Below are 15,081 nucleotides of genomic sequence, written 5' to 3' on the forward strand. Positions count from 1 at the left end.
AAATTCGTACCTTTAAAGGAACTTAATGCCTTACACTCCTTTCATGGATATCAAGGATAAATACACCGAAGACACCTGGGGTAAAATCAAGCGACTTCCCTATATGGTGGCAATAGGCATGGAAGGTGCCGGCCGGAGTGGCCTTTCGGGATCTGCCCAGGAAAGGCATGCTGCGGTGGTCAGTGTCCTCTCGGCTAGGGAGGCTTTTCCTGGTAACCCGCTTATTAGCAGGATCCTGCCCCTCTCCGACGGGGAAAAGGCAGAGATGGACGTCATTGCCCAGCACGACAGCGCTATGAATTTCCTCTCAGCTTCCGGTATACGTTCGGCTACCGACTTATGGAATCATATAGAGGCCTGTGCCCTTGAGGTTCTTCAAGCCCTAGCTAAGCATGAGGCAGGAGATACCCTGACCGATTATCGCCAATGGTTGCTGCGCATTGCCAGTGATGTTTCCGTGGCGGCCAAGGAGGGGGATTTCTTCGGTATAGGTGGGGTGCTGGTTAGTGAGGAAGAGCGGGAGTGTTATGCGCGCCTGGAAAGGGCCCTGGACCTGGAAAGCGGAGAGGAGGACTAATGGAGGTTCGGATTGCCCCTGCCTGGAAAGCTCTCCTGAAACAGGAATTTGAAGCGCCCTATTTTTCATCCCTTGCTGCTTTTGTGCGGGAGGAATACCGGAGCCAAAAGTGTTATCCGCCCGGGAGCGAGATCTTCGCAGCCTTCTCACACTGCGGGCCGGAGGAGATTAAGGCTGTAATCATGGGGCAGGACCCCTACCACGGCCCGGGTCAGGCCCATGGGTTGTGCTTTTCCGTTAGGGATGGGCAGGCCCACCCACCCTCCCTGATCAACATCTTCAAGGAAATCCAGGCCGATACCGGCGCTCCTTACCCCCAAAGCGGCGATTTAACGCGCTGGGCCCGGCAAGGGGTACTCTTGCTTAACGCGACGTTGACCGTTCGGGCACACCAGGCCGGAAGCCATCAGAAGAAGGGGTGGGAAACCTTTACCGATGCGGTCATACATCGGCTCTCCATGAGCCATAAGGGCATTGCTTTTCTGTTGTGGGGCGGGTATGCCAAGAAAAAGGCCCAATTGATAGACAGCAACAGGCATTTGATCCTCATATCCGGCCACCCCTCTCCGCTGAGTGCCAACAGAGGCCTGTGGTTTGGAAATGGCCACTTCAGCCAGGCGAACCGGTATCTGGAAGGCCAGGGGAAACCTGGGTTGGTTTGGTAACTACACCAACAGGTCTTTGGCGTTTATTGTATTAGACAAAAGCTTTAATTCACTTAGTGTAATAATTGTTTTTTCAAGAGATTGCAATGAAATCTGTTGCTGACTCCATCGGGTGAGTCCCAGCCAGCTTTTTACATCTTCCAGGCGCTGCCCGTAGCGGTTGGCCAGGGTACGGTCTATACTGGGGATGTTTCGAAATTCCCGGGTGTAGGTATTGAGAATTTCACGAAGGTTATCCAAAAGGGCTTTATGGCGTGCTGCGTACTCCGACCGGGCCACCAGGATAAAGCAGGGCCAGGGTGTGGGGCACTGGCCAATCCGCCTGAAGACGCCCTGGTCTACCACAGGTTGCGTGGTAAAGCGTTCCCACAGGAAATAGGCTGCCTGTCCTTCTGAGAGGGCTTTTATAGCCCCATCCAGGGTGTGTACAACTTCGAAGCGGACATCCTCAGGTTTCCATTCCATTTCCCGGGCATGCACATAAGCCATGAGTTGGCTTCCGCTTCCCGGCCGGCTGATGGCAGCAACCTTTCCTTTCAGCTCTGAGGGCGCGTGGTAGGGGCTCCCTGCGGCCACATGAATACCCCAGAGCAGGGGGGAGGCCACATATTCCTGGAGGATTACCGCCTGCAGCCCATCGGCGGCCGCTTTGAGAAAACCATCCGTGAGGATCACAGCCAGATCCGTTTCCCCTCTGCGCAGCATTTCTGCCATCCGGCCACTCCCTTCCGGGACATCCGTCCAGTGTAACGCAATGCCCTTTTCTGCAAAGGCACCTTCCTCCATGGCCATGTGCCAGGGAAGGTTAAAGTGTTCCGGAACCCCTGCAATGCGTACGTTTTCCAAAGTTCCTGCTGTCTTTAGTTTGCTGCGATTTGTTCCAGGGCAAAGTCGATGAGCTTTACCACTGCTTTATGCGGGTCTGCGGAAAAGGCCGCGGCCGGCCTGTTGGCCAGGATACAGTTCAGGGAGGCTGCCCGGTGACCCATCAATCTGGCAAGCCCGAAGATACCCGCGGTTTCCATTTCCATGTTAGTGACCCTGAGTTCCCCATGGCGAAAGGCTCCCAGTTTTTGCAGAAATGCCTCGTCCTGAGGGGCCAGGCGAAGCCTTCGTCCCTGGGGGGCGTAAAAGCCGCTATTGGTGGCTGTTATCCCGGTAATCACATTCTTTGCCTTAAATCGGGAGCTCCAGGTTGAATGGGCTTTTACCACATAGGGCGCTGCTTTGGCCTGGTACCACTGCAGATGCCGGGACAGGGCATCCTGAAGAGAGTGTTCCTGTATTTGGGAGCTCTGGTAAAAATGAAGCAGGCCGTCAAAGCCTACGGCGTAATCGCTGAGGACCATCCCGTCTACGGGGATATCCTTCTGAATCGCGCCGGAGGTACCCAGCCGGACCAGGTCCAGGGAAACCGTTTCGGGATGGGGGCGGCGTGTCTTAAAATCAATGTTTACAAGGGCATCGAGCTCATTCAGGGTGATATCGATGTTATCCGTACCAATTCCGGTAGAGACCACGCTCAGGCGTTTACTGCCAAGCCAGCCGGTATGGGTCACAAACTCCCTGTGGGATTTGCGGACTTCCACGCGGTCGAAGCGCTCCGAAACCATCGAAACCCTTCCGGGATCTCCCACCAGGATAACTGTTGGGGCCAGGTCTTCGGGTTTGAGGCTTAAATGGTAAATGGATTGGTCCTCGTTCAGGATTAGCTCGGACGACTCCAGGGACATGTCAGAGCTTTAGGATGCGGTTGGCCTCGGTGTTGTAGAGGAAATTGTATTTGAGGGCCCCGCCCAGGTAGGCTTCATTATTGCGCAGGTCCGAATAGAAGCTGGTTTTATTTTGTAGGATCTGCATGCCTTTTTCATTGAGGCGGGCCGGACTCATGGTCTGGAAAAGCGGTTTGAGCGTTTGCAGGATACGCTGGTACTGGGAATCCCCGAAGCCATACCACCCCTGGTCTTTAAGGAGCAGATTCATAAAGGCCTTCTTGGAGCGGGGTTTTTCTTCTGCGGCGACCTTCAGGATATGGTTTTCCAGTTCATTCAGACCATTTTTAATAGTCGGAAAGCGCTTCAGGTGGGTTTCTATGGTCGGCTTCAGGTAGGCAAACTGGTAATTCCCGTAGTCCGACAGGTTTTCAAGCCGGATGGGGTTGTCACTGCAATAGAGTTGCCACACATAGTCCGCATATTCGATGTCATCCTGGGAAAGCGCAATCCGGTTTTTGAAGAGTTTGCGGATTTGCTCCTCGTTCAAATCCCCTAGGCTCAGAAGTTTTTCGGATCCCTCCTGGTCCCCGCTGCAGGCGAGCGTAATATGGGCGTGGCGCCGGTGGGTCTTGAGCCAGCTGATCACCGCCAGCATATTGATCTGGCAGAAAAGGTCGTATTCAAACCAAAGGATGATTTCGTCCTGCTGCTTATGGTTGCACAGGGAGCGATACTCCTTCAGGGTTTTTTCAATGAACCAGGATTTACTGACGTTATAATTCTTGTGCAGGTAATCAAACCGGGTCTTCCAGAAACTCTCGCTGCCGACGTTGGTCTCGGTCTTGCCCTCACACAACATCTCCCTCCAGGTGATGATATCTCCTTTAAACTTCAGCTCCAAAAGACGCTGAGTGAATGAATCACCATTGGTGATATGCAGCTGCGAGCTCATGGTGTCAGTTGTTTGGTTTGACTTATAAAAGTAACATTTCGTCGAGAATTTCAAAAATAAATTAACAAAACCCCTGAGAATTAGTGGGTTTCAGCCACCAACCCGCTTTACCTTGAAGCCCAGGTCTTTTAGGAAGTCCATAATGCGGTCCCGGTAATCCCCCTGGATAACAATGCGGTCGTCCTTATAGCTGCCTCCCACGTGTAATTCGCGTTTCAGCATCCGGGTGAGCTCCCGGAAGTCGGAATCGGCCCCGGTATACCCTTCCAATACAGTCACAGGTTTTCCCTTGCGCTTTTCATAGACACACCGGATTGGTGCCTCCTGCAGCCATAAACCATGGTCATTACCCTCTTCTGACCTGGAATTCCCGGGTTCGTCCGGTTCGTGGTCCGGGAAGAGGTTGCGTAACTGGTCTGCCAGATCCATGTTTACCCTTTTACCAGCCCCAGCTCGATAAGCCTCTCATGCAGGAATTCCCCTGCAGTAATATCCTCGTACAGTTTCGGGTGCTCCTCGTCTATACAGTGTTCCAGGCAATTCAGGGGCATTTCGCTGACCGGGTGCATGAAAAAAGGTATGGAATACCGGGAAGCACCCCACTGATCCCTAGGCGGGTTGACCACCTGGTGAATGGTTGATTTCAACCGGTTGTTGGAGAGGCGAGAGAGCATGTCTCCCACGTTGATCATCAATTGGTCCGGGGCGGCAATAGCGTCGATCCATTCCCCTTCGTGGTTTTGCACCTGCAGCCCTTTCCCGTGTGCACCCATAAGCAGGGTAATCAGGTTGATGTCGCCATGGGCGGCGGCGCGAACCGCATTTTTGGGTTCCTGGGTTATAGGCGGGTAGTGGATGGGGCGCAGGATGGAATTCCCATTGTGGATATACGGGTCGAAATAGCCCTCGGGCAAATCCAGATGGAGGGCCAGGGCCCGCAGGACATAGCTCGCCGTTTTCTCGAGCATCTTATAGGTTTCTTTGCCTACCTGGTTAAAGCCGGGCAATTCCTCCACGAGCACATTGGGAGGATACTGGGCCTCCAGGACAGGGTTATCCACCACATATTGGCCGAAATGCCAGAATTCCTTGAGGTCCCCTTCAGAACGCCCTTTGGCGTGTTCCTTCCCGAATGAGGTATATCCCCGTTGCCCCCCAATTCCTTCGATCTCGTATTTCGCCTTCACCTCCTGGGGCAAAGCAAAGAATGCCTTAACCTCCTTGTAGAGGGAGGATACCAAACTGTCGGAAAGGAAATGCCCACTAAGGGCTACAAAGCCGATTTCTTCGAAGGCGCTGCCAATTTCCCGGACAAACTTTTGCTTGCGCTGCGGGTCTTCACTGGTGAAATCCCTTAGGTCTACACTGGGAATATGTTTCATGGAAATCTTGTGAATTAGATACCTTCAAAAGTAAACAAAATGCGGCGTTCTATGTCCGAATCCTTAGATTTGTTCCCGATATCACAACCGGTGCCCTATGTCCCAGCCCCAAATGGATTATTCCGCCTACCAGCTGCCTGCCGAGACGCTGCTGTCCCTCTACAAAGGGATGATGAAGCCCCGACTGATCGAGGAGAAAATGCTTATCCTGCTGCGCCAGGGTAAGATCTCCAAGTGGTTTAGCGGCATTGGCCAGGAAGCGATAGCAGTTGGGGTCGCCTCCTGCCTGAAACCGGAAGAGTACATCCTGCCCATGCACCGGAACCTCGGGATCTTTACTTCCCGGCAGGTTCCTCTCAGCCGGCTTTTCGCCCAATGGCAGGGTAAGGCATCGGGGTTTACCAAAGGCAGGGATCGGAGTTTCCATTTTGGCACGCAGGAGCACCGTATAGTGGGGATGATTTCCCACCTTGGGCCGCAACTCGGCGTGGCCGATGGCATTGCCCTGGCAGATGTACTGCAGGGGAATGGGCGGGTAACCGCTGTTTTTACCGGAGAGGGGGCTACCAGCGAAGGGGATTTCCACGAGGCGCTCAACCTGGCTTCGGTCTGGGACCTTCCCGTGCTTTTTTGTATTGAAAACAATGGGTATGGACTGTCTACCCCGGTAAACGAGCAGTACCGTTGTGAGGACCTGGCGTCCCGAGGGGCAGGCTACGGTATGGAGGCGCATATCCTGGATGGGAACAACATCCTGGAGGTTTACTCCCAAGTAAATGCCCTCTGTGAGGACATGCGCAAAAATCCGCGACCGGTGTTGCTGGAATTCAAGACCTTCCGAATGCGCGGGCACGAAGAGGCCAGCGGCACCAAATACGTTCCCCAGGAATTACTCGAACACTGGGCCTTGCGGGACCCGTTGGAAAACTATGGGGCCTACCTCCGAGAGCACGGGATCCTCAGCGAAGAGGAAGAGGTGCGCATCAAGCAGGAAATAACACAGGAAATCCACGATGGCCTCGAAATGGCTTTTGCGGAAAAGCCTGTGGGTTTTAATGAAAGTGACGAGTTAAATGATGTATTTAAACCTTTTGTATATCAAGAGGTAAAACAAAATTCAGAAAAGACCAATATACGTTTGGTCGATGCGGTTTCCCAGGGTCTGGGGCAATCTATGGAGCGGCACGGGAACCTGGTAATCCTGGGGCAGGATATTGCGGAATACGGCGGGGTATTCAAGGTAACCGAGGGGTTTGTATCCCGGTTTGGCAAAGACCGTGTGCGCAATACCCCCATTTGCGAATCGGCGGTGGTATCGGCAGCCATGGGATTGGCCATCAACGGGATGAAGGCCGTTATGGAAATGCAGTTCGCGGACTTTGTGAGTTCCGGTTTCAACCCCATTGTGAATTACCTGGCAAAGGTGCATTACCGCTGGGGCCAACCGGCCGATGTGGTGGTGCGTATGCCCTGCGGGGCTGGAGTAGGGGCAGGGCCCTTTCACTCGCAGACCAATGAAGCCTGGTTTACGAAAGTTCCGGGCCTGAAGGTGGTTTACCCGGCCTTCCCCAACGATGCCAAAGGGTTGCTGGCTACGGCCATAAACGATCCGAACCCCGTCCTGTTTTTCGAGCACAAGGCCCTATACCGGTCCGTGTATGGGGATGTTCCCACCGATTACTACACCATTCCTTTCGGGAAAGCCAACCTTCTCCGCGAAGGCCGGGACCTGACCCTTATCACCTATGGGGCCGGGGTGCACTGGGCCCTTGAAACCCTCGGTGAAATGAGCCTGGAAGGCGTAGACCTGTTAGACCTGCGAACGCTTTGCCCCCTGGACTGGGACGCTGTCTTTGCATCGGTTCGTAAAACCGGAAAAGTGCTTATCTTACAAGAGGACAGCGCATTTGGCGGAGTAGGCTCCGACCTTGCCGCCCGGATTGCCGATACCTGCTTTGAAGCCCTGGACGGCCCGGTTAAACTGGTTGGCGGGCTGGAAACGCCCATCCCTTTTGCACGGAACCTGGAGGCGGGCTACCTGCCCAAGGGTCGTCTGAAGGCAGCCCTGGAGGATCTGATGCGGTACTAAACCGTTTATCGAAAAGGTCGAAGGAAGGCACCCCGGACGCAAACCGACCGCCTCTCTTCGTACGTATATAGATCAAATTAAAAACCACAAACCATGAGAACCATCTTTCTGGGACTCTTTGCCGGGCTCTTGGTCCTGCAGGGATGTTCCGTATCCAAGTCTGCCAGAGGCCAGCGTAACCTGCTAAGCGGCACCTGGGAACTCACAGACATTTCCTACCAAAACAATGAGGGAGCTTTCCAGGCAACCTTGTTCAACGATGCCGATGCCATTTGCTTTGAAGGCAGTGAATGGTTTTTCCGGGATAACAACAGCACAGGAAGGTACACCTTAACCGAGGGCAGTCTTTGCCAGGGGGGCGACCGATTCTTTCGCTGGTCCGTGCAGGAGCGGGAAGAGAACTACAAATCGGTATTCCAGTTTAAATTCATCGATGAGAACCTGAAGGACATTTCCGGGGGGCAGGGCTACCGCCTGCTTATCGAGTCCCTCGACGGGGCACAGATGACCCTAAGTTCCAATGTACAAGCCGATGGGTCGCCCATTACTATTCTGTATCACTTCACCAAAAAAATAAAACCATGAGACATACCAGAACGATTACCGCCCTTTTCGCTTTCTTTTTGATTGCCGGGTGCAGTACGGTTAAAAACGCCAATAACAAACAAAAAGGCGCCGTCATAGGAGCTTCCGGAGGCGCTGTTATAGGCGGGGTCATTGGAAATAATGTAGGCAAGGGGAACTCTGTCCTCGGCGCCATAATTGGCGGTGTTGTTGGCGGTGTGGCCGGTGGCTATATCGGCGACCGAATGGACCGCCAGGCCGAGCGGATCGAGGAGGAAGTCCCCGGAGCAGAAGTTACCCGGGTAGGGGAAGGAATCAATGTGACCTTCACCGAAGATGCGGGCGTATATTTCGAAACCAACCGGGACGAGGTAAAAGGAACCTCCGCCGAGACCCTGGGCCGCCTGGCCGGGATCTTCCAGGAGTACCCCAAAACAGTAATCCTTATAGAGGGACATACAGACAGTGCAGGCTCCGAGGAGTATAATCTGGCGCTGAGCAAAAGGCGGGCCGAATCCGTAGCCAACTATCTCATTGCGCAGGGGGTCGACGCCAGCCGCTTTACCGTAAAATGGTATGGGGAATCCCAACCCCGGGCCGACAATAGCACCCCGGAAGGAAAAGCCCAAAACCGGCGGGTAGAACTCGGGATCATGGCTAGCGAGGCCCTGAAGGAAGAAGCCCGGAAAGAAACCGGAAACTAGGACCACAGCCCGGCTCTCGCCGGGCTTTTTAATTCAACTTTGCTGATTGTCGTATTAGTTTGCAGATCAACGGCATAAGGCAGGTATGAACGCAGAGTTTGCTACTTTTCGGGGAACACTATTTGGAAATGGGACCCCGGAATTTACTCCAATTTACGGCCCTTGCCCTTGGGTATTTCTTTTTTGGCTTGGTTTGCCTTCAGGCACAGGAAATGCGCGTACGCAAGGTAACTACCCTGGAACGCTACGACCAGGCCCTTGTGATACCCCACGAGGAGCGGCTGGCCATGAAACAGGAACGGCAGGAAGAACTGGAGCGCAGAAGGGCTATGCTGGATACTATGGAAGTATCCCGGCATAAAAGATTGCGGTTACTCAGGGAATTGTATCGCAAGCCTTCCGGAGACCTCTGGGCAAACCTCCTGGCCCAACCCGATACTCTTCAGGTAAAAGAGCAATAGGGGGTTGCCCTGCTCTAAAAGGATTTCATCTTCTCTTTCCGCTTGCGCAGCTGTCTTTCCAGGTCTTCAGTAGCTTCGGCAATAGAAGCTTCGAATGCCCCATGCGAGGCTTCTGCAAAGAGCAACGGCCCGGGTAGGCTCAGTCGTATTTTGCAGATTTTCCCCGTATCGGGGTCCGAGGTATTCTCCGTTTTCAAAAAAACATCGGCGCGAACAATGAAATCGTACTTCTGCGCCAACTTATCCAAACGTTGACCGGCCAATATCTCCAGGCGGTTACTCGCCTTCACCTGGTCGTATTCGAAATTGATGTCCATAAAAATCCTTATTTCTGACTTAAAGGTAATGCAAAGCAGCCAGCCCTCAGTATGACAATAGTCATTTTGGGAGGCGCCCTGGTAAATTACCGAAAGGTAATCCTTCCGTTAAGCCTCATGTCGATAGGCAGTGCCTTTGGTTGTCCCGTGTTATTTTCGTAATTTAAAGTACGAATAATCCGTAGTTTCTTCAAGGATCCAATCATGGACCGTATACATCACATACCTGCAACTCCAACCCGGGAAAAACCGCACACGGAATACCTGCGTAAGGGCATAGAACGGTTGCAGCGGTTGTTGATTTCCTATCGCCACGAACCGGTGACACAAGCCAGGTTTGAGGTCCGCGAAGGCCTGCGCAACCAATTGCGTTCCCTCTGGCTTAAATCCCAAACCGAGCCTTCTGGTCGGCTGCTCGAAGAATTCAGGGTTCTGGAAGCGGAGGTAAGCGCGTTTCTGGCTCCCCTTTAAGAAGGGTCGGCGGAACCGGAATTCTTTTCAGGGATATACACCGAAAATAGGATTCCTGCAATCAGGGAGGTGGAGATCACGGTAAGCGATACCCATTCGGGCAAATGGATATGATGGGAAAAGATCATTTTCAGGCCCACGAAAGCCAGGATTACCACCAGGCTGTAATTGATATAACGAAATTTTTGCAGCATCCGCGAGATCAGGAAATACATGGAGCGCAATCCCAGTATAGCCAGGATATTCGACGAAAACACGATAAACGGGTCGGCGGTAATGGCCAGGATGGCCGGGATGCTGTCCAGGGCGAACAGTATATCCGTCAGTTCTATGATGATCAGGGCAACGAAAAGCGGCGTCGCTGCAACCAGACCCATCCTCCGCACAAAAAAATCGTGTCCCTGGAGGGTAGCAGTAATCGGAAAAACCTTTTTGAGTTGGCGGAAGACCCAGGAATTCTGGGGGTTGAAGTCATGGTCGTCTGCCCGGAGCATCCTAAAGGCGGTATAGAGCAGGAATGCCCCGAAAACATATATAATCCAGTCGAACCGGTTGATAAGGGCTACCCCAAAGAGGATCATCAGCCCCCGGAAAACGATGGCGCCCAGGATGCCCCAGAACAACACCCGATGCTGGTATTTGGGTGGGATGGAAAAGGCAGAAAAAATAACGGCAATTACAAAAACGTTGTCGATGCTCAGGGAGAGTTCTATCAGGTACCCGGTGATGTATTTTAAGGTGGCACTTCCCGGGGTAAGTCCGGTTGGGTTTTCTAAATGCCCCCCGCTGAAGAGCCAATAAATCACCCCGCTGAAGCCCAGGGCAATGGAGACCCAGACAGCCGTCCAGGTGGCGGCCTCCTTCGATTTTATTTCATGGTCTTCCTTGTGAAACACGCCCAGGTCCAGGGCCAGGAAAACTGTAATGATGGCTATAAAGCCAATCCATATCCACATGGGTAGTAATCCGTTTAGACAAAGATAAGCATCCGCCAGACAGGAAGGAAAGAAATCAAGAGGACCTGAGGCGATAATTGCTGTAGCCCAGCAGGGCAAGGGAAAAGGACCCGCAAACAGCAAAACCAAGGAAGAGGGGCAGAGCAGAATCGGTCACAAAACTGCCGATCCAGGTACTTATGGGCACAGACATCAGCGTAGCGATAAAGCCGGTAATAGCCGCCCCAATCCCGGCAATATGGCCCAGGGGCTCCATGGCCATGGACCGCAGGTTGCCGAATAAAAATCCCACTGCGAAGAACTGCAAGGCCAGAAACCCCATCAATACCCAAACCGAAGGGTTTTCGCTGTTGAAAAACAGGATGCTGTAACAAAGCGGCGTTGCGGTATAGACCAATAGGGCAACGGTGATAAGCCGTCTCATGCCAAAACGCAACACCAGGGTCCCGTTTAGGAATGTGGCGGTGCCGATGGTTACCGCCAGGCCGGCAAACAGATAGGGAAATAGGTCCGGAAGGCCGTACTGACCCTCAAATATCTGTTGGGAAGTGCTCAGGTATACCAGGAATGAACCGGTTACAAACCCCCAGATATACGTAAAAATCATGGTTCTCCTGTAGCTCATGACCTGCCTGAAACCCCTCAGAATCCGCATAAAGCTAAAGCCGGAACGGTTCCTGGGGTGCAGGGTTTCTTCCTGCCGGCGCCAGAACCAAAGGGCCACCAGGAGGCTGAACCCCACCTGCACATAAAAAATGGCTTCCCAACCCAAAATATCAAGGATGAGTTTCCCAAAAGCGGGTGCCACGATGGGCACCAGAATGAAAACCACGGTCACAAAGGACATGATCCGAGCCATATAATCCCCGCTGAAGCGGTCGCGAATCATGGCAATGCTGATGGTTCTCGGGGCCGAAAGCGACATGCCCTGGAGGATGCGCCCGGCAATCATCCATTCCAGGCTACTTGCTGCCACACATATTCCACTGGCCAGGATAAATATCCCGAAGCCGATATACACCACGGGTTTGCGCCCTACGCTGTCGGAAATAGGGCCAAAGAGCAGAGGACCGGTCCCCATACCAAGGAAGAAAAGGGTAATCAGGAGTTGGTTGGCTGCAGGATCATGGTTCCCCACAGCAATGCCGATGATGTCGAGGGCTGGCAACAAGGCATCCAGGGCCAGGGCCACAATAGACATAAGCGCTGCCATCAAGGCAATGAATTCCGTATGCGTTCCCCCAGGTTTTACCACGGCCCAAAAATAGACCTAAAAATGGGCTTCTGCCTGTTGAACCCCAAAGAAATACGAGGCCCAGTTACTCCGTCTCCATCGCAAACACTTAAGCATCAGGAAGGTGTCGCTTAAGAGACGCCAAAAACTGGGTTGATATAAGACTCGAAATTCCCTGTAAATCGTATCTTTCAGGTAAAACCAGTGAGATGAAAATACGAATGGAAGGCAGTTCCGTGCGCCTGAGGCTTCGGCGTACAGAGGTGGCTCAAATTGGGGCAGGGGAACGTCTGGTCGAAAAAGTGGTATTCCCGGATGGGGTATGGACCTATTCCTTGGTTCCAGAGGACGGTGTCCAGGAACTCTCAGCCCGGATGACTACCCAAGGTGTTGACATCATCCTGCCCGCAAAACTGGCAGCTTCCTGGGCCCATTCGGAACAGGTAGGGTTTGAGAATTGGGTGGGACTCCCCGGGGGTTCGCAACTGCATTTGCTCGTGGAAAAGGATTTTGTCTGCCTGGACAGGGATCTGGAGAGCCAGAAGGATCATTACCCGAACCCCAAGGCAGATGTCCAAGGTTGTTAGTTTTAATTAAATCATAATGAGCTGTATTATAATACTTAAACGTTTGTTATATTATAGTTTAATTTAATTTCTGAAACTAAAGAAAAGGCTGTATACCCCTCAAAAACAAACAGGAATGAAAGGTAGTTTCTGGACCACGGATAAAATCGTTAGTCTCGTTGCCATGGGGATCAGTCTGCTTACGCTTGTCATATTTGTTCGGCAAACCGACATCATCGAACAACAGAGTCATCTTTCGGTAATGCCTTATCTGCGTCTGGAGATGAGCAACGATAACCAGAACCATTTCACTAAGATGGAACTCTTCAACTATGGAGTGGGGCCGGCCATCATTGAATCCCGGGAATTGTATTACAAGGGACAGTGGCTGGATATGGAATTTGCGGATTTTTTCAGGTCCAAAGTACCTGAAATGCAGGAGATAACCCTGGTTGCCAATGCCAACCTGGCCCCAGGGCAGGCCATACCTTCGGGCGGAACCCGACTGCTTTTGCAAATGTGCGATACCCAGGAATGCCACCGCAGGCTGTTTATTGCCATGCAGGCCCTTCAGGAAGGAGATTTCGACTATCGCATCCGGTACCGGTCCATTTACGGGGACCGTTGGGAAATACGGTCCGGCCAATCTGAGCCCCTTGCCCTGCAGCCCTGATTAATTTCCAGTGGTAGCTGTAACATATTGGAAAATTTTCCTTCTCATGTATATATCAAAGAAGGAACACTCATGACCTTGTTATCCCGTCTCACCCTGCTCGTTTGCTTTTTTTGGGCAGGTACTTTTGCGTTTTCCCAAAGCGAACTTACGGCAGCCGAGTGGCAGGAAGACCTCCGCTATTTGCAGCAAACCATCCATTCGGACTATCCCTTTTTGTTTAAGAAGGTTCGCCCAGATGCCTGGGATGCAACGGTAGATTCGCTTTATCTCGCGATTCCGGAGATGGAACCCCATGAAATTATGGTGGGCCTTGCCCGGGTGGTAGCCCGCTTTGAGTACGGGCATACTGTCTTGGGGTATTGGGAAGGCAAGGTGCCTTACAGTCAGTTGCCCATTGTCCTTTATGATTTCCAGGACGGGATATACCTGCAGGGGGTGCATCGGGACTATGCAAACCTGGCGGGGGCAAGATTAACGGGAATTGAGGGGGTGCCCATTTCAGAGGTGCTGAAACGGATGCGACCCGTGGTTCCGGCTGAGAATGATATGTTTGTGAAAGCCTATGGCATTCATTATCTGACCTTTCCGGAATTCCTCCATGCCCAGGGCGTGATACCATCGTTGAAAAACAGTATTACCTTGAACCTGGAGCAGGAGGGAAGGGCCTTTGAAGCCACTATAGAAGCGGTCCCCGCCGAACGGTTTCCGCGCCAATACGGGATGGTGGTCCCCGGCGCGGAATGGGTGGAGTCCCGGGACCTGAGCCAGACCCCGCTATACCTGAAAAACCTCGAGCGCATCTACTATTACGAACACCTGCCAGAAGAAAACGCTGTCTACTTGCGGCACAGTCAGATCATGGACGATTCCACCGCCACTATCCCGCAGTTTTACGATGAGGTGTTCAGGTTTATAGAAGAAAATAAGGTAAAGAAGCTCATTTTGGATGTACGCCTTAATGGCGGGGGTAATAATTACAAAAACAAGCCCATCGTTACCGGGATTATCCGCTCCAGGATCAATGAACCCGGGAAGCTGATGGTCATTATCGGCCGAAGGACCTTTTCGGCCTGCCAGAACCTGGTAAACGAATTACACAACTACACCCATGCGGTGTTTGTTGGGGAACCCACAGGGGAGAACATCAACTTTTACGGGGACAACCGACCGGTAGCCCTCCCGAATTCCGGAATAAACGCCTATTTATCCTATGCCTGGTGGCAGGATAAGCCCCAATGGGAAAATGCGGACTGGCTGGCTCCACAGTTGGCGGCTGAACCTACCTTCGAACAGTACCGGACCAACCAGGACCCAGCCCTCGAGGCGGCACTGGCATTTCAGGACAGTACATATATCTCCGACCCTATGGGCCATCTGACGCGGTTGTTTACCCAGGGAGCGATCCAGGAGGTACAAGCCGAGGCATCCCGGATGATTGCCGATCCCAATTACGCCTACTTTGATTTTAAATCGAAGTTTGAAGAAGCTGCCTCTAACTTGCTTGAAAGCAACAGTGTAGAGGAGGCTTATTTTGTTTCATCCCTGGTCACAGGCTTCTATCCGGAAGCGCCTTCGGCATGGCTGCTTCACGGTCGGATCTTGCAGGCCAAAGGGGAGGGGGAGAAGGCTCGCGAGAGTTTGAAAAAGGTGATTTCCCTGGGAGGGAGCCAGAACCTTCGCAAGCAGGCAGAGGCCCTCCTTAAGGCGGAATAGGGACTCTTAAATCCTTGTGAATTAGGACTTTTTTGGCAA

At 52.6% G+C, this 15,081-nt stretch carries 18 protein-coding genes; 10 read left to right on the forward strand and 8 right to left on the reverse strand.

From position 1 onward, the window contains the following. Window positions 1–43 precede the first annotated feature (43 nt). A complete protein-coding gene (locus CA832_RS08295; protein WP_088341111.1) occupies window positions 44–577 on the forward strand; it encodes a hypothetical protein in 534 nt (177 codons plus the stop codon). Beyond that, the gene (gene ung, locus CA832_RS08300) at window positions 577–1,242 is read left to right on the forward strand and encodes a uracil-DNA glycosylase (protein WP_088341112.1); all 666 of its coding nucleotides are present in this window, start codon (window positions 577–579) and stop codon (window positions 1,240–1,242) included. The genes CA832_RS08295 and ung overlap by 1 nt, the downstream gene beginning before the upstream one ends. Here the strand turns inward: ung and CA832_RS08305 are convergent, their stop codons facing one another. The 5 genes from CA832_RS08305 to CA832_RS08325 all read right to left on the reverse strand — a co-directional run bounded on the left by CA832_RS08305 (window position 1,243) and on the right by CA832_RS08325 (window position 5,291). Continuing rightward, on the reverse strand, window positions 1,243–2,088 hold the full coding sequence (locus CA832_RS08305) for a substrate-binding domain-containing protein (RefSeq protein ID WP_088341113.1): 846 nt from the start codon (window positions 2,086–2,088) through the stop codon (window positions 1,243–1,245). It abuts the gene before it with no gap. Between the two features lie 14 nt (window positions 2,089–2,102). Then, the gene (locus CA832_RS08310; protein WP_198944459.1) at window positions 2,103–2,975 is read right to left on the reverse strand and encodes a nucleoside phosphorylase; all 873 of its coding nucleotides are present in this window, start codon (window positions 2,973–2,975) and stop codon (window positions 2,103–2,105) included. A gap of 1 nt (window position 2,976) precedes the next feature. After that, entirely contained in the window at window positions 2,977–3,909 is a 933-nt protein-coding gene (locus CA832_RS08315) for a DUF1835 domain-containing protein (protein WP_088341114.1), read from the reverse strand. Between the two features lie 90 nt (window positions 3,910–3,999). Further along, on the reverse strand, window positions 4,000–4,338 hold the full coding sequence (locus CA832_RS08320; RefSeq protein WP_088341115.1) for a translation initiation factor: 339 nt from the start codon (window positions 4,336–4,338) through the stop codon (window positions 4,000–4,002). A gap of 2 nt (window positions 4,339–4,340) precedes the next feature. Beyond that, entirely contained in the window at window positions 4,341–5,291 is a 951-nt protein-coding gene (locus tag CA832_RS08325) for an isopenicillin N synthase family dioxygenase (RefSeq protein WP_088341116.1), read from the reverse strand. Window positions 5,292–5,388: 97 nt separating this feature from the next. Between CA832_RS08325 and CA832_RS08330 the strand changes: the two genes are divergently transcribed. The 4 genes from CA832_RS08330 to CA832_RS08345 all read left to right on the forward strand — a co-directional run bounded on the left by CA832_RS08330 (window position 5,389) and on the right by CA832_RS08345 (window position 9,109). After that, window positions 5,389–7,380, forward strand: a complete 1,992-nt coding sequence (locus tag CA832_RS08330) for an alpha-ketoacid dehydrogenase subunit alpha/beta (protein WP_233131770.1) — start codon at window positions 5,389–5,391, stop codon at window positions 7,378–7,380. Window positions 7,381–7,473: 93 nt separating this feature from the next. Next, window positions 7,474–7,965, forward strand: a complete 492-nt coding sequence (locus tag CA832_RS08335; RefSeq protein WP_088341117.1) for a lipocalin-like domain-containing protein — start codon at window positions 7,474–7,476, stop codon at window positions 7,963–7,965. Next, window positions 7,962–8,648, forward strand: a complete 687-nt coding sequence (locus CA832_RS08340) for an OmpA family protein (RefSeq protein ID WP_088341118.1) — start codon at window positions 7,962–7,964, stop codon at window positions 8,646–8,648. The genes CA832_RS08335 and CA832_RS08340 overlap by 4 nt, the downstream gene beginning before the upstream one ends. Window positions 8,649–8,776: 128 nt before the next feature. Then, window positions 8,777–9,109: a hypothetical protein gene (locus CA832_RS08345; protein WP_088341119.1), complete on the forward strand. Its 333-nt coding sequence runs from the start codon at window positions 8,777–8,779 to the stop codon at window positions 9,107–9,109. A gap of 14 nt (window positions 9,110–9,123) precedes the next feature. Here the strand turns inward: CA832_RS08345 and hpf are convergent, their stop codons facing one another. Continuing rightward, the gene (hpf, locus tag CA832_RS08350) at window positions 9,124–9,426 is read right to left on the reverse strand and encodes a ribosome hibernation-promoting factor, HPF/YfiA family (protein ID WP_088341120.1); all 303 of its coding nucleotides are present in this window, start codon (window positions 9,424–9,426) and stop codon (window positions 9,124–9,126) included. A 204-nt stretch (window positions 9,427–9,630) separates the two neighbouring features. Between hpf and CA832_RS08355 the strand changes: the two genes are divergently transcribed. Next, window positions 9,631–9,897, forward strand: coding sequence for a hypothetical protein (locus CA832_RS08355; RefSeq protein ID WP_088341121.1), 267 nt, complete (start codon window positions 9,631–9,633; stop codon window positions 9,895–9,897). Here CA832_RS08355 and CA832_RS08360 read toward each other — a convergent pair. Then, a complete protein-coding gene (locus CA832_RS08360) occupies window positions 9,894–10,853 on the reverse strand; it encodes a TerC family protein (RefSeq protein ID WP_088341122.1) in 960 nt (319 codons plus the stop codon). The two genes, CA832_RS08355 and CA832_RS08360, sit on opposite strands and share 4 nt — an antisense overlap. 55 nt (window positions 10,854–10,908) lie before the next feature. Then, on the reverse strand, window positions 10,909–12,066 hold the full coding sequence (locus tag CA832_RS08365) for a multidrug effflux MFS transporter (RefSeq protein ID WP_088341419.1): 1,158 nt from the start codon (window positions 12,064–12,066) through the stop codon (window positions 10,909–10,911). Between the two features lie 230 nt (window positions 12,067–12,296). Here CA832_RS08365 and CA832_RS08370 point away from each other — a divergent pair, with 230 nt between their 5' ends. The 3 genes from CA832_RS08370 to CA832_RS08380 all read left to right on the forward strand — a co-directional run bounded on the left by CA832_RS08370 (window position 12,297) and on the right by CA832_RS08380 (window position 15,042). After that, entirely contained in the window at window positions 12,297–12,674 is a 378-nt protein-coding gene (locus CA832_RS08370) for a DUF7009 family protein (RefSeq protein ID WP_143542356.1), read from the forward strand. 115 nt (window positions 12,675–12,789) lie between these two features. Then, on the forward strand, window positions 12,790–13,326 hold the full coding sequence (locus CA832_RS08375) for a hypothetical protein (RefSeq protein ID WP_143542357.1): 537 nt from the start codon (window positions 12,790–12,792) through the stop codon (window positions 13,324–13,326). A 72-nt stretch (window positions 13,327–13,398) separates the two neighbouring features. Continuing rightward, window positions 13,399–15,042 (forward strand): S41 family peptidase, encoded by a 1,644-nt coding sequence (locus CA832_RS08380; protein WP_088341125.1) that lies wholly within the window; start codon window positions 13,399–13,401, stop codon window positions 15,040–15,042. The last annotated feature ends 39 nt before the right edge of the window (window positions 15,043–15,081 follow it).

It is taken from the genome of Robiginitalea sediminis, from assembly GCF_002198115.1.
Taxonomy (GTDB): Bacteria; Bacteroidota; Bacteroidia; order Flavobacteriales; family Flavobacteriaceae; genus Robiginitalea; species Robiginitalea sediminis.

Excerpts from the sequence above, each read along its gene's own strand:
- hpf (WP_088341120.1), bottom strand. The coding sequence starts at position 9,426 with ATGGACATCAATTTCGAATACGACCAGGTGAAGGCGAGTAACCGCCTG.
- CA832_RS08375 (WP_143542357.1), top strand. The coding sequence starts at position 12,790 with ATGAAAGGTAGTTTCTGGACCACGGATAAAATCGTTAGTCTCGTTGCC.
- CA832_RS08325 (WP_088341116.1), bottom strand. The coding sequence starts at position 5,291 with ATGAAACATATTCCCAGTGTAGACCTAAGGGATTTCACCAGTGAAGAC.
- CA832_RS08345 (WP_088341119.1), top strand. The coding sequence starts at position 8,777 with ATGGGACCCCGGAATTTACTCCAATTTACGGCCCTTGCCCTTGGGTAT.
- CA832_RS08330 (WP_233131770.1), top strand. The coding sequence starts at position 5,389 with ATGTCCCAGCCCCAAATGGATTATTCCGCCTACCAGCTGCCTGCCGAG.
- CA832_RS08320 (WP_088341115.1), bottom strand. The coding sequence starts at position 4,338 with ATGGATCTGGCAGACCAGTTACGCAACCTCTTCCCGGACCACGAACCG.
- CA832_RS08380 (WP_088341125.1), top strand. The coding sequence starts at position 13,399 with ATGACCTTGTTATCCCGTCTCACCCTGCTCGTTTGCTTTTTTTGGGCA.
- CA832_RS08315 (WP_088341114.1), bottom strand. The coding sequence starts at position 3,909 with ATGAGCTCGCAGCTGCATATCACCAATGGTGATTCATTCACTCAGCGT.
- ung (WP_088341112.1), top strand. The coding sequence starts at position 577 with ATGGAGGTTCGGATTGCCCCTGCCTGGAAAGCTCTCCTGAAACAGGAA.
- CA832_RS08365 (WP_088341419.1), bottom strand. The coding sequence starts at position 12,066 with ATGGCAGCGCTTATGTCTATTGTGGCCCTGGCCCTGGATGCCTTGTTG.
- CA832_RS08295 (WP_088341111.1), top strand. The coding sequence starts at position 44 with ATGGATATCAAGGATAAATACACCGAAGACACCTGGGGTAAAATCAAG.
- CA832_RS08355 (WP_088341121.1), top strand. The coding sequence starts at position 9,631 with ATGGACCGTATACATCACATACCTGCAACTCCAACCCGGGAAAAACCG.
- CA832_RS08310 (WP_198944459.1), bottom strand. The coding sequence starts at position 2,975 with ATGTCCCTGGAGTCGTCCGAGCTAATCCTGAACGAGGACCAATCCATT.
- CA832_RS08340 (WP_088341118.1), top strand. The coding sequence starts at position 7,962 with ATGAGACATACCAGAACGATTACCGCCCTTTTCGCTTTCTTTTTGATT.
- CA832_RS08370 (WP_143542356.1), top strand. The coding sequence starts at position 12,297 with ATGAAAATACGAATGGAAGGCAGTTCCGTGCGCCTGAGGCTTCGGCGT.
- CA832_RS08335 (WP_088341117.1), top strand. The coding sequence starts at position 7,474 with ATGAGAACCATCTTTCTGGGACTCTTTGCCGGGCTCTTGGTCCTGCAG.
- CA832_RS08360 (WP_088341122.1), bottom strand. The coding sequence starts at position 10,853 with ATGTGGATATGGATTGGCTTTATAGCCATCATTACAGTTTTCCTGGCC.